The sequence below is a fragment of the Aeromonas sp. R1-2 genome, from assembly GCF_040908505.1.
GTDB classification, from domain to species: domain Bacteria; phylum Pseudomonadota; class Gammaproteobacteria; order Enterobacterales; family Aeromonadaceae; genus Aeromonas; species Aeromonas veronii.
The window spans coordinates 95342-109173 of sequence record NZ_JBFODU010000028.1; the positions used below are offsets into that span (position 1 = coordinate 95342).

Here is a 13832-nt window from a genome sequence, read left to right on the forward strand (position 1 = left end):
ATGGTCATCATCATCGGATTGGGCAAAACCGGGCTCTCCTGTGTCGATTACTTCCTCGGCCGTGGCGTGACGCCACTGGTGATGGATACCCGCGCCAACCCGCCCGGCAAGGATCAACTGCCGCCTGAGGTTGAGCTCATTCACGGGCTCGACGAGGTGCTGCTCAAGCAGGCGCACATGATAGTGGCGAGCCCCGGTATCGCACTGGCGACCCCCGAACTGAAAGCCGCTGCCGAGTGTGGCGTGCAGATCGTCGGTGATATCGAGCTGTTTGTGCGCGAGACCCAGACCCCGGTCATCGCTATTACCGGCTCGAACGGCAAGAGCACCGTCACTACCCTGGTGGGCGAGATGATTGCCGAAGCCGGTCTCAATGTCGGTGTGGGCGGCAATATCGGCACGCCTGCGCTGGAGCTGCTCAAGCAGCCGATGGATCTCTGCGTGCTGGAGCTCTCCAGCTTCCAGTTGGAAACTACTCACAGTTTGCGTGCTGCCGCCTCCGTGGTGCTGAACCTCTCCGAAGATCACATGGATCGTTATCAGGGCATGGCCGACTATCGCGCCGCCAAGATGGAGATCCATCAGCACTCCAAACACATTCTGGTCAATCGCGACGATGCCCAGACCCTGCCCGATGTGGGTCAGGTGTGGCAGAGCTTTGGTCTCGATTGCAATGGCTATGGCCGTTGCCTGCTGGATGGCCGCCACTGGTTGACCCTGCACGGCGAACCGCTGTTGGCAGTGGACGAGATGAAGATCGTCGGCGCCCACAATCAGGCCAACGCCCTTGCGGCCATGGCGCTGTGCGATGCGGTCGGCATTCCCCGCACTGCGCAACTCACCGTGCTGCGCCGCTTCGAGGGCTTGCCCCATCGCGCCCGCTTCGTGCGCGAGGTAAACGGGGTGCGCTGGATCAACGACTCCAAGGCCACCAACGTGGGGGCCACGCTGGCTGCCGTTGCCGGTGTGCGCGAGTCGGTCAAGGGGCGCCTGTTGCTGCTGGCCGGTGGTCAGGGTAAGGGGCAGGATTTTGGCCCGATCCAGGCGCTGCTGGGCAACCAGATCGATCACATGTACTGCTTCGGTCAGGATGCCGAGGTGCTGCTGGCACTGGGCGAGCAGACCGAACGGGTGGCCGACCTGGCCGCTGCAGTTGCCAAAGCGGCGGCCGATGCCAAGCCCGGTGACTGGGTGCTGCTGGCGCCGGCCTGTGCCAGCCTCGATCAGTTCAAGTCGTTCGAGGTGCGCGGCGATCGCTTCACCGAGATGGTGTTGGCGCTATGAACGCCCTTCGCGCAGCAGCGGGTCTGTTCCAGCGCTGGTTGTTACCGGCGCGCCCTGCCGGTCTCTACGATCGGCAGCTGGTACTGCTGGCGCTCTCCCTGATGGCGGTCGGGGTGGTCATCGTGGCCTCGGCGTCGATTCCCGAGGGGATTGCGCTGGGGGATGACCCCTTCATGTTTGTGAAGCGTCACGCCCTGTTTCTGGTGATGGCGCTCGGTATCTCCTGGTTTGTGTTGCAGGTGCCGATGGCGCGCTGGCAACAGCACAACGGCCCCATGCTGCTGCTGGCGATCTTGATGCTGGTGCTGGTGCTACTGGTGGGCCGCAACGTCAACGGTGCGGTGCGCTGGTTGCCGCTTGGCCCCTTCAACCTGCAGCCTGCCGAGTTTGGCAAGCTGGCGCTATTTGTCTATCTGGCCGGTTATCTGGTGCGGCGCCAGAGCGAAGTGCGCGAAGCCTGGATCGGCTTCCTGAAACCGCTGGCAGTGTTCGGGGTGCTGGCGGTCTTGCTGCTGTTGCAGCCTGACCTGGGTTCCACCGTGGTGATGTTCGTTACCTCGTTCGGCATGCTGTTTCTGGCCGGTGCCCGACTGGGGCAGTTTTTGACCCTGATCGGCGCGGGCCTCGGCTCGGTGGTGATGCTGATCATCGTCGAGCCCTACCGGATGCGGCGGGTGACCTCCTTTATGGATCCCTGGGCCGATCCATTCGGCAGCGGTTACCAGTTGACCCAGTCGCTGATGGCGTTTGGTCGTGGCAGCTGGTTTGGCGAAGGGCTTGGCAACTCTATCCAGAAGATGGAATACCTGCCGGAAGCGCACACCGACTTCGTGTTTGCGATCCTCGGTGAAGAGCTGGGTTACGTCGGGGTGCTGGGCGCCCTGTTCCTGATTTTTGCGCTGGCGGTCAAGGCGCTCAAGCTGGGGCATCGTGCGCTGGTGGCAGAGCGGCTCTATGACGGTTATCTGGCGATCGGCATCGGCATCTGGTTCAGCTTCCAGACCTTCGTTAACGTCGGCGCGGCCAGTGGCATGATGCCAACCAAGGGCTTGACCCTGCCGCTGGTGAGTTACGGTGGTTCCAGTCTCATCATCATGTCGGTGGCGGTGAGCATGTTGATTCGAATCGATTTTGAGTTGCGTCAGGCGACAGCCCAGGCGCGCGTGCGGGAGGTTTAGTGAGCAAGACTCTGTTGGTGATGGCGGGTGGTACCGGTGGGCATGTGTTCCCCGGTCTGGCCGTGGCCGATCGCCTGAAGGCCCAGGGCTGGACTGTCCACTGGCTCGGCACTGCCGACCGGATGGAGGCGGAGCTGGTGCCCGCCCACGGTTATCCCATCTCCTTCATCGATATTCAGGGGGTGCGTGGCAACGGCATCAAGCGACTGCTGGTGGCGCCCTATCGCATCGTCAAATCGATCCTGCAGGCGCGTCAGGTGCTCAAGACCGTTCGCCCTGATGTGGTGCTCGGCATGGGCGGTTTTGCTTCCGGCCCGGGTGGCGTGGCGGCCTGGTTCTCCGGCATCCCGCTGCTGCTCCATGAGCAGAATGCCGCTGCCGGTATGACCAACAAGTTGCTGGCTCGTATCGCCAGGCGGGTGCTGATGGCATTTCCGGGCGCCTTCGCGCCGAGCCGTCGCACCGCCGTGGTCGGTAATCCGGTGCGTCCCGAAGTGGTCGCTCTGCCGGATCCACAACTGCGCAGCGGGGATGAGCCACTGCATCTGCTGATCGTGGGCGGCAGTCTGGGAGCGCGGGTGCTCAACGAGCAGGTACCTGCTGCGGTGGCAGCATCCGGCGTGCCTATTGAAGTGCGTCACCAGTGTGGCAAGGGCAATGCTGAGGCCGTCTCTGCTGCCTATGCCCAGCACGGCATCAATGCCGAGGTGAGCGAATTTATCAAGGATATGGCCAGCGCCTACGCCTGGGCTGACCTGGTGGTCTGCCGTGCCGGTGCACTGACTGTTTCCGAAGTGGCTGCCGCCGGTGTGGCTGCCATTTTCGTGCCGCTGCCCCATGCGGTGGATGATCACCAGACTCGTAACGCCCTGACACTGGTCGACGGCGGTGCGGCCGAGTTTCTGCCCCAGTCCGAGCTGAATACCGCATCGCTGGCGGCGCGCCTGACCTGGCTGGCTGGTCGCCGGGAGACCCTGTTTAACATGGCGAAAGCGGCTCGTCGCGTTGCCATCACAGATGCGGCCGAGCGGGTTGCAGATGAGTGCAAACAGCTCGCAACCGGGCAGCGTGGTAAAGATTGATGAGCAAGGTTGCAGCGGTGACACCGTGCAGCCTTGTACCTGTATGTATTGATGCCGCCGTGCAGCCGCGCTTTGACGGCACACGGCCTGCGGCAGACTAAAGAGACGATTATGACCAAGGTTGAACTGGCAAAACTGCGTACTGTGATCCCCGAAATGCGCCGCGTGCGTCGCATCCACTTTATCGGCATCGGTGGTGCCGGTATGGGCGGGATCGCCGAAGTGCTTGCCAACGAAGGGTATCAGGTAACGGGTTCTGATCTGGCTCGCAACGCCGTGACCGAGCGGTTGGCCGGACTGGGCGCCCACATCTTCGTCGGCCACAGTGCCGAACACGTTGAGGGTGCCAGCGTGGTGGTGGTCTCTACCGCCATCAAGCAGGACAACCCGGAGCTGCTGGCTGCCCGCGAACTGCGGATCCCGGTGGTGCGCCGTGCCGAGATGCTGGCCGAGCTGATGCGTTTCCGCCACGGTATCGCCATCGCCGGTACCCACGGCAAGACCACCACCACCAGTCTGGTGGCGAGCATCTATGCCGAAGCCGACCGCGATCCGACCTTCGTCATCGGTGGTCTGCTCAACAGTGCCGGCACCAATGCCCGCCTGGGCAGCAGCCGCTACCTGATTGCCGAAGCGGACGAGAGCGACGCCTCTTTCCTGCATCTGCAGCCGATGGTCTCTATCGTGACCAATATCGAAGCGGATCACATGGATACCTACGGCGGTGACTTCTCCAAGCTGAAGGCCACCTTCATCGAGTTTCTGCACAATCTGCCCTTCTACGGGCTGGCGGTGGTCTGCATCGATGATCCGGTGATCCGTGGCATGTTGCCCGAGATTGCCCGTCCGACCCTGACCTACGGTCTCTCTGATGATGCGGATGTGCAGGTGCTGGATTTTGTCCAGACCACCAACCACAGCTGCTTCCGTGTTCGCCGCAAAGAGGCGGGTGAGCTGCAGGTGACCCTCAATTTGCCGGGTATTCACAACGCATTGAACGCCGCAGCGGCGATAGCTGTCGCGACAGAGGACGGTGTTAGCGATGAGGCCATCATCTCTGCACTGGCCAAATTTGAAGGGGTTGGTCGTCGCTTCCAGCAGTATGGCGAGTTTGAAACCGGTCGCGGCAAGGCGATGCTGGTGGACGATTATGGTCACCACCCGAGCGAAGTGAAGGTCACCATCAACGCCGCCCGTGCCGGTTGGCCCGAGAAGCGTCTGGTGATGGTGTTCCAGCCGCACCGTTATACCCGCACCCGCGACCTCTACGAGGACTTCGCCGATGTGCTTTCCAAGGTAGACGTGCTGGTGATGCTGGAGGTTTATGCTGCCGGTGAGGAGCCGATCCCGGGCGCTGATGGACGGGCACTGTGCCGCTCCATTCGCTCGCGTGGCAACCTGGAACCCATCTTCGTCGCCACGCCAGATGACGTGCCAGCCGTACTGGCCGACCTGATCGTCGAGGGGGATTTGGTGCTGACTCAAGGCGCCGGGAACGTCGGGGCGCTGGCTCGTCGTCTCGGAGAGATGAAATTGAGCATAGATAGCATGAAATCTGGCGCCTGAGGGCCCAATGAGTATTTTGACCGCCAAGCCGGGGCCTATATAATGGCGAACCGGTCTGTCAAAGGCCGGTTTAGCGCGTTACACGGGGATCGATCGGGTGGAGGCAAGGGCACAGGGGCGCACCAAGGGTGGCTTCATCGCAGGGGTAGCATTTTTCCTGCTGGTGATATGGGGCTGCTACCGGACGGCGCTGGATGTTAAAGGTTGGCTGACAGATGCCAACCGGTTGCCCATGAGCGAGCTGTTGCTGCAGGGGCAACACCAGTATTTGCAAACCGAAGAGCTGCGGATGGCCGTGCTGGATGGCGCCGAGCTGCGCAACTTCTTCGAATTGGACGTCAACGAATTGCAGGCAAGGCTCAACGCCCTGCCATGGGTGGCCTCGGTCTCGGTACGAAAGAAGTGGCCGAACAAGATCAAGATCTACCTCACGGAACAAGATGTGGCGGCGCGCTGGAATGGCAACCGCTTCGTCAACACCAAGGGCAAGGTATTCAGTGCCCCGGATCGGGTCAAGACGCCGCTGTTGCAGCTGTCAGGGCCGGATGACCAGGCCGCCCGGGTGTTGAAAGAGAGTCGGCAGTACGAGTCGCAACTGGCTGCCAAGGGATACAAGTTGCTGGGGGTGAATCTGACCCCCCGCCATGCCTGGGAACTGACCCTGGATGGCAATATCAAGCTGTTCCTGGGACGCAATGACATTGCGCTCCGGTTGCAGCGGTTTATCGATGCCTTCCCGGTTATCGAACCCCGTGCGCAAGTCGCCTACGTGGATCTTCGATACGACACCGGAATGGCAGTTGGCTGGAAGAAGAGCGAAGAGAAAGTGCATGACCAACACCGCAGATAGGAATTTGATTGTCGGACTGGATATCGGCACAACCAAGGTGGCGGTTCTGGTCGGGGAAGTATTGCCGGACGGTGAACTGAACGTCATCGGTATGGGCAGTCACGCTTCTCGCGGAATGGAGAAGGGCGGGGTCAATGACCTCGACTCCGTGGTCAAGTCACTGCGCCGCGCGGTGGAAGAGGCCGAGATGATGGCAGATTGCCAGATCAGCTCGGTCTATCTGGGGTTGTCCGGCAAGCATATTGATTGCCGCAACGAGACCGGCATGGTGCCCATTTCCGATGAAGAGGTGACCCAGGAGGATGTGGACAACGTGATCCACACTGCCAAGTCGGTTCGCCTCTCCGATGAGCTGCGTGTGCTGCATGTGCTGCCTCAGGAGTTTGCCATCGATTATCAGGAAGGGATCAAGAATCCGGTCGGCCTCTCCGGTGTGCGGATGGCAGCCAAGGTTCACCTGATCACCTGCCACAACGACATGGCTCGCAACATTGAGAAATGTGTGGAGAAGGTCGGCTTGCGCGTGGATCAACTGATCTTCTCCGCGCTGGCCTCCAGCTATGCGGTGTTGACCGAAGACGAGAAAGAGCTGGGTGTCTGCGTGGTGGACATCGGTGGCGGCACCATGGATATGTCGCTGTTTACCGGCGGTGCCCTGCGCCACACCAAGGTGATCCCGTACGCTGGCAGCACTGTGACCAGCGACATCGCGTACGCCTTCGGCACGCCGCCGCTCGACGCGGAAGCGATCAAGGTGCGCTACGGTTGCGCCCTCGGCCGTCTGGTCAGCAAGGAAGACAATATTGAAGTACCCAGTGTCGGCGGTCGCCCGGCGCGCAGCCTGCAACGGCAGACACTGGCTGAAGTGATTGAGCCCCGTTACACCGAGTTGCTCTCCATGGTGAATGATGAGCTGGTGCGGGTACAAAGCGAGTTGAAAGCGCAGGGGGTCAAGCATCAGCTGGCAGCCGGTGTGGTCTTGACCGGCGGCGCTGCCCAGATTGAAGGCATTGTGGAGTGTGCAGAGCAGATCTTCCAGAGCCAGGTCCGGGTGGGAGAGCCCATGAACATACGTGGTTTGAGTGATTACGTGCAGGCACCGGTGTACTCGACTGCGGTCGGGTTGCTGCAATATGGCCGCACCCATCAAGCCACAGGTAGCAACAAAGAATATGCCGCCAAGGCAAGCGTCGGTGGCCTGGTCAAACGGGTTAGTAACTGGCTGCGTGGCGAGTTCTAAGAATTTTGCTGAGTCAGGCAAATAAAGCGGAGAGACAACATGTTTGAATTTATGGATAGCCACACTGACGAAGCCGTCATTAAAGTGATCGGTGTAGGTGGCGGCGGCGGTAACGCTGTCGAGCACATGGTTCGTCAAAATATTGAGGGTGTTGAGTTCATTACTGTCAACACCGATGCCCAGGCACTGCGTAACTCCAGCGCCAACACTACCCTGCAGATCGGCGGTGGCATCACCAAGGGTCTGGGTGCCGGAGCCAATCCGGAAGTGGGTCGTGATGCGGCCATGGAAGATCGCGAAGCACTGCGTGAGCTGCTGACCGGTTCCGACATGGTGTTCATCGCCGCCGGTATGGGTGGTGGTACCGGTACCGGTGCTGCGCCGATCGTGGCCGAAGTGGCGCGCGAGATGGGCATCCTGACCGTTGCTGTGGTGACCAAGCCGTTCTCCTTCGAAGGGAAGAAGCGGATGGGCTTCGCCGCGCACGGTATCGAAGAGCTCTCCAAAAACGTCGACTCCCTGATCACCATCCCCAACGACAAGTTGCTGAAGGTGCTGGGTCGCGGTATCTCCCTGCTGGACGCCTTCAAGGCGGCCAACGATGTACTGCTTGGCGCGGTACAGGGCATTGCCGAGCTGATCACCCGTCCGGGCTTGATCAACGTCGACTTCGCGGACGTACGTACCGTAATGCGCGAAATGGGTACTGCCATGATGGGTACCGGTTCCGCCTCCGGCGATGACCGTGCCGAAGAAGCGGCCGAGAAAGCCATCTCCAGCCCGCTGCTGGAAGATGTGGATCTGGCTGGTGCCCGTGGCATCCTGGTCAACATCACCGCCGGCATGGACATGACCATCGAAGAGTTCGAAACCGTGGGTAACGCGGTCAAGGCCTTCGCTTCCGAGAACGCCACTGTAGTAGTGGGTACCGTAATCGATCCGGAAATGCACGACGAACTGCGTGTGACCGTGGTTGCTACCGGTATCGGTGCCGAGCGCAAGCCGGATATCACTCTGGTTAAGAGCAGCCAGGTGCAAGAGCGCCCGGTGCGTCAGCCGCTGGTTAGCGACATGATGCAAGGCCGCGTGATGGACGAAGCCCCGGCCAAGGTGGTCAACGCCGAGCCGCAAGCTCGTCGTGAACCGGATTACCTGGATATTCCGGCGTTCCTGCGCAAGCAAGCTGACTAAGCCTCTTATGGCTCTCGTTTGTTTGTTGTTCAAGGAATGTGCTAAGATGGCCTGCCAACGACCATCTGGTCCGGATTTTAAGCTGTTTAGGGTACACCCATGATTAGACAAAGAACCTTGAAAACGAGTGTACAGGCGACTGGTGTCGGCCTGCATTCGGGCCGGAAAGTCACCATGACGTTCCGTCCGGCGCCTGTGAACACAGGGATCGTTTACTTGCGTACCGACCTGAATCCTGTGGTGGAGCTGCCAGCCAATGCCGATCAGGTGCGCGATACTGTGCTTTGTACCGCTCTGGTCAACGAAGCCGGTGTCCGTGTCTCTACCATTGAGCACCTCTCTGCCGCGCTGGCCGGGATGGGGATCGACAACCTCTACGTTGAGGTTGACGCACCCGAGATCCCGGTAATGGACGGTAGTGCGCATCCCTTTATCTACCTGCTGCAGGAAGTCGGGATCCGTGAGCAGAATGCTGCCAAGCAGTTTGTGCGGATCAAGAAGAGCATCCGGGTTGAAGACGGCGACAAGTGGGCGGAATTCCACCCCTATCGCAACGGCTTCAAGATGGATCTCGAGATCGATTTCCAGCATCCGGTCTTTGAAGGGCGCAATCAGCGTTGCGTACTGGACTTCTCCGGTGCCTCCTTCGTGAAAGAGATCAGCCGTGCCCGTACCTTCGGGTTCATGCGTGATATCGAGTACCTGCGTTCCCAGAACCTGGCGCTGGGCGGAAGCCTGGAAAACGCCGTGGTACTGGACGACTATCGGGTGCTGAACGAAGACGGTTTGCGTTATGAGGACGAGTTCGTCAAGCACAAGATGCTGGACGCGATCGGTGACCTCTATATGTGTAACCGCAGCATCATCGGTGAGTTCCGTGCCTACAAGACCGGACATGCCCTGAACAACAAGCTGCTGCGTGCCTTGCTGGCCGAGCAGGAGGCTTGGGAACTGGTGACCTTCGAGGGTGAGGGCGACAAAGCGCCTATCGCTTACTACGATAACGGTCTGGTTCTGGCCTGATAGCTGTGCAACGGAACGTCGGTCCTCTCTCCGCACCGACGTTCCGTCATTTGTTTACTCCATCCTTTAATACCGATTATCTCCCGGTTTTATTTCCCGTGCAGGCTCTTGGCCGCACCTGACCGAGCAGACTGATTTCTATGAGCATTACCCTGATCCTCCACGGCAAGCAGCGACGCAAGTTGCACCTGCCCAAACAACGTCTGGCCTGGGTCGGCGGTATTCTCTTCTCCCTGTTGGCCCTTGGTGGTGGTTGGCTCTGGCAGAGCTGGCACCAGAAAATGGAGGCGCTGGAAGTGGCGCTTGCCGTTGCCGAGCAACAGTCCGTTGACCAGAGTGGTGACGAAGCCCGTGAACAGTTGGCAATGCTGGCAGCTCAGGTGGGCACCATGCAGGGTCAGCTTGGCCGTCTCAATGCCCTCGGTGAACGATTGACCGAACAGGCCGATCTCGATCCCGACGAGTTCAATTTCAAAGAGCTGCCCCCCATGGGCGGCCCTTCTTATGATGAAGAGCTGGAAGTGAGCCTCAACGAGCTGCAAGCCTCGATGAAGCACCTCAGCCAGCAGCTCAGCAGCCGTGAAGAGCAGCTGTCGGTACTTGAATCTTTCATCATGAATCACCATATCACCGATGCCGGTTTTATTTCCGGCACGCCAGTCAAACAGGAGCGAGTTTGGGTCTCGTCCGGGTTTGGTGGACGGGTCGATCCGTTCAACGGGCGTGCCAAGATGCACAAAGGGGTCGATTTCCGTGGCAAACCCGGAACCCCGATTCTGGCCACCGGGCCCGGCATTGTCAGCTGGGCGGGCCGTCATCCGGAATTTGGCAATATGGTGGAGATTAATCACGGCAATGGCCTGGTCACCCGCTATGCCCACAACTCCAAGTTGCTGGTCGAGGTGGGCACCCTGGTTGATCAGGGGCAGAAGATTGCCTTGATGGGACGCACCGGTCGCGCGACCGGGGTCCATCTGCATTACGAAGTGTTGAAAGATGGTCGTCAGGTCAACCCCGCACGCTTTCTCAGTGCCAGACGGGGTTAGGTTTTTTTCTTCAGGTTCCAGTGACGGAACGCTTTTATAACCAGAAATAGTTGGTACCCATGATTAGCACACTGCTTACCAAGATTATCGGCAGCCGGAACGACAGAACGCTCAAGGCTTTGCGCAAAATTGTAAAACAGATCAATGCCATGGAGCCGCAGTTCGAGGCTCTCTCCGATGCCGAGTTGCAGGCCAAAACGGCTGAATATCGTCAGCGTATCGAGCAGGGTGAGACCCTGGAGCAGTTGTTGCCGGAAGCGTTCGCGACCGTGCGTGAAGCCTCCAAGCGGGTGTTTGGCATGCGCCACTTCGACGTGCAGCTGATCGGCGGCATGGTGCTGAACTCCAACCGTATCGCGGAAATGAAGACTGGTGAAGGTAAGACTCTTACTGCGACTCTGCCAGCTTACCTGAACGCACTAAGTGGCCGTGGTGTGCACGTGGTAACGGTGAACGACTATCTGGCCAAGCGTGATGCGGAGGCGAACCGCCCGCTGTTCGCCTTCCTCGGCATGACCGTCGATTGCAACGTGCCTGGTATGGATGCGTCCCAGAAGCGTGACGCCTACGCCGCCGACATCACCTACGGTACCAACAACGAATTCGGTTTTGACTACCTGCGCGACAACATGGCGTTCTCGCCGGAGCAGCGGGTACAGCGTCCGCTCAACTACGCGCTGGTGGATGAGGTGGACTCGGTGCTTATCGATGAAGCCCGTACTCCGCTGATCATCTCCGGCCCAGCTGAAGACAGCTCAGAGCTCTATATCCGCGTCAACAAGCTGATCCCGCTGCTGGTCAAACAGGACAAGGAAGACACCGAAGAGTACACCGGTGACGGTCACTACACGGTGGACGAGAAGAACCGTCAGGCACTGCTGACCGAAAACGGCCAGATCTTCGTGGAAGAGCTGCTCAAGAAAGAGGGGCTGCTGGACGAGAACGACTCCCTGTTCTCCGCCTCCAACATCAGCCTGCTGCACCACGTCAATGCGGGCCTGCGTGCTCACACCCTGTTCGAGCGCAACGTGGACTATATCGTCCAGAAAGACGAGATCGTCATTGTCGACGAGCACACCGGCCGTACCATGCCGGGTCGTCGCTGGTCTGATGGTCTGCATCAGGCCGTTGAAGCGAAGGAAGGAGTGAAGATCCAGAACGAGAACCAGACGCTGGCATCCATCACCTTCCAGAATTACTTCCGTCTCTACAACAAGCTGGCGGGGATGACAGGTACTGCAGATACAGAAGCCTTTGAATTCCAGCAGATTTATGGCCTGGATACCGTGGTTATCCCGACCAACAAGCCGATGGTGCGCAAAGACATGGGCGATCTGGTCTACCTGACCGCCAATGAGAAGTATGCCGCCATCATCGAAGATATCCGTCAGTGCGTGGCCAAGGGCCAGCCTGTATTGGTTGGTACCGTCTCTATCGAGAACTCCGAGCTGCTCTCCGGCATCCTGACCAAGGAGAAGATCCCGCACAAGGTGCTGAACGCCAAGTTCCACGCCATGGAAGCGGAGATCGTCGCCCAGGCCGGTCAGACTGGCGCTGTCACCATCGCCACCAACATGGCCGGTCGTGGTACCGACATCGTGTTGGGCGGCAACTGGCAAGCAGAGATTGCCAAGCTGGAGAACCCGACCAGCGAGCAGATTGCCGAGCTGAAAGCCGCCTGGCAGGTGCGTCACGATGCGGTGCTGGCCGCCGGTGGTCTGCACATTATCGGCACCGAGCGTCACGAATCCCGTCGTATCGACAACCAGCTGCGCGGCCGTTCCGGTCGTCAGGGTGACCCGGGCTCCTCCCGTTTCTACCTCTCTATGGAAGATACCCTGATGCGGATCTTCGCCTCCGATCGCGTGACCGGCATGATGAAGAAGCTGGGCATGGAAGAGGGCGAAGCCATCGAGCACCCGTGGGTCACCAAGGCGATCGAAAACGCTCAGCGCAAGGTGGAAGGCCGCAACTTCGACATCCGCAAGAGCTTGCTGGAGTTTGATGACGTTGCCAACGACCAGCGCAAGGTGGTCTACGAGCAGCGCAACGAGCTGCTGGATACCAACGACATCTCCGAGACCATCCACGTTATCCGTGACGACGTCTACGGCGCGGTGATCGACGAGTACATCCCGCCCCAGTCTCTGGAAGAGATGTGGGACGTGCCGGGTCTGGAAGCGCGCCTGAAGGCGGACTTCGCGCTGGATCTGCCGCTGCAACAGTGGCTGGCGGAAGATGACAAGCTGTATGAAGAGAAGCTGCGCGAGCGCATTCTGGACGAAGCCACCAAGCTCTATGCCCACAAGGAGGAGCTGGTCGGCAAAGAGGTGCTGCGCAACTTCGAGAAAGCGGTGATGCTGCAAACCCTGGATGGTCTGTGGAAAGAGCATCTGGCGGCTATGGATCACCTGCGTCAGGGCATCCATCTGCGCGGTTATGCCCAGAAGAACCCCAAGCAGGAGTACAAGCGCGAATCCTTCGATCTGTTCACCCAGATGCTGGAAACCCTCAAGCGCGACGTGGTCAGCATCCTGAGCCGTGTTCAGGTGCAGGAGCGCGATGTAGAGGCGATGGAAGAGCAGCAGCGCCAGCAGGCGGAAGCCGCTCCCCGCACCTATACCCACGCCGCCGCTGAGAGCCAGCTGGCCGATGAACAGGCCGCAGGCGAAGAGGGGCACACCACCTTCGTACGTGACGAGCAGAAGGTCGGTCGCAACGATCCCTGCCCGTGCGGCTCCGGCAAGAAGTACAAGCACTGCCACGGTCAGTTGACCTGATCGACGCTATGCCATAACAGGCGGGCCAAGTGCCCGCCTTGTTATTGGTGGCAACAAGCGAACAGAGGTAATTGATGGAACAGAAAAAACGGATCTGGGTGGCGGTTGGCGTCATCGAGAATGAACGGGGCGATATCTTCATCGCCCGACGCTCCTCCGATCGCCATCAGGGGGGTCGCTGGGAGTTTCCCGGTGGCAAGGTGGAGTCGGGTGAGGATCTGCTCACCGCGCTGGATCGGGAGCTGTGGGAAGAGATCGGTATCCGGGTATTGGATTGTGCCCCCTTTATGGAGCTGCAGCACGACTACCCCGAGAAGCAGGTGTTGCTGGATATCTGGAAGGTGACCCGTTTCAGCGGCGAGCCGTTCGGAAAAGAGGGGCAGGAGTGTCTGTGGGTGCCGGTGGCAGAGCTGCATAACTACCACTTCCCCGATGCCAACGGTCCGATTGTCGCGCGGCTTCAAGGCCTGCTGGCTTGAGCCGGTAGTAATCAACAATGTCTAGTCCTGAAATAGGTTTACACATTTTCAACTAACATTTCTCTACTCAGAACCCCCTATGTACCGCATCGGGGGTTCTGTATTTCAACGCA

At 59.7% G+C, this 13832-nt stretch carries 11 protein-coding genes; all 11 read left to right on the forward strand.

All coding sequences use genetic code 11. The features are described from left to right. The 11 genes from murD to mutT all read left to right on the forward strand — a co-directional run bounded on the left by murD (position 1) and on the right by mutT (position 13719). Entirely contained in the window at positions 1 to 1284 is a 1284-nt protein-coding gene (murD, locus tag AB5Y76_RS11665; RefSeq protein ID WP_263718047.1) for a UDP-N-acetylmuramoyl-L-alanine--D-glutamate ligase, read from the forward strand. Continuing rightward, entirely contained in the window at positions 1281 to 2462 is a 1182-nt protein-coding gene (ftsW, locus tag AB5Y76_RS11670) for a cell division protein FtsW (protein WP_005336154.1), read from the forward strand. The genes murD and ftsW overlap by 4 nt, the downstream gene beginning before the upstream one ends. Then, entirely contained in the window at positions 2462 to 3544 is a 1083-nt protein-coding gene (murG, locus tag AB5Y76_RS11675; RefSeq protein WP_005355117.1) for an undecaprenyldiphospho-muramoylpentapeptide beta-N-acetylglucosaminyltransferase, read from the forward strand. Before ftsW ends, murG begins: the two co-directional genes overlap by 1 nt. Before the next feature lie 111 nt (positions 3545 to 3655). Further along, entirely contained in the window at positions 3656 to 5110 is a 1455-nt protein-coding gene (murC, locus tag AB5Y76_RS11680) for a UDP-N-acetylmuramate--L-alanine ligase (protein ID WP_115522400.1), read from the forward strand. A 97-nt stretch (positions 5111 to 5207) separates the two neighbouring features. Continuing rightward, complete coding sequence (locus AB5Y76_RS11685; RefSeq protein WP_005336149.1) at positions 5208 to 5960, forward strand: cell division protein FtsQ/DivIB; 753 nt, start codon at positions 5208 to 5210, stop codon at positions 5958 to 5960. Then, a complete protein-coding gene (gene ftsA, locus AB5Y76_RS11690; RefSeq protein WP_005336148.1) occupies positions 5941 to 7200 on the forward strand; it encodes a cell division protein FtsA in 1260 nt (419 codons plus the stop codon). The genes AB5Y76_RS11685 and ftsA overlap by 20 nt, the downstream gene beginning before the upstream one ends. Positions 7201 to 7239: 39 nt before the next feature. Further along, positions 7240 to 8391 carry a cell division protein FtsZ gene (gene ftsZ / locus AB5Y76_RS11695; protein WP_005336147.1) on the forward strand — a complete coding sequence of 384 codons (1152 nt, stop codon included), beginning with the start codon at positions 7240 to 7242 and terminating at the stop codon, positions 8389 to 8391. Between the two features lie 99 nt (positions 8392 to 8490). After that, positions 8491 to 9414, forward strand: coding sequence for a UDP-3-O-acyl-N-acetylglucosamine deacetylase (gene lpxC / locus AB5Y76_RS11700; protein ID WP_005336146.1), 924 nt, complete (start codon positions 8491 to 8493; stop codon positions 9412 to 9414). A gap of 140 nt (positions 9415 to 9554) precedes the next feature. Then, on the forward strand, positions 9555 to 10460 hold the full coding sequence (locus AB5Y76_RS11705; protein ID WP_005355107.1) for a M23 family metallopeptidase: 906 nt from the start codon (positions 9555 to 9557) through the stop codon (positions 10458 to 10460). A 59-nt stretch (positions 10461 to 10519) separates the two neighbouring features. Further along, a complete protein-coding gene (gene secA, locus AB5Y76_RS11710) occupies positions 10520 to 13240 on the forward strand; it encodes a preprotein translocase subunit SecA (protein ID WP_005336144.1) in 2721 nt (906 codons plus the stop codon). 74 nt (positions 13241 to 13314) lie between these two features. After that, a complete protein-coding gene (gene mutT / locus AB5Y76_RS11715) occupies positions 13315 to 13719 on the forward strand; it encodes an 8-oxo-dGTP diphosphatase MutT (RefSeq protein WP_167573346.1) in 405 nt (134 codons plus the stop codon). Positions 13720 to 13832: the final 113 nt, after the last annotated feature.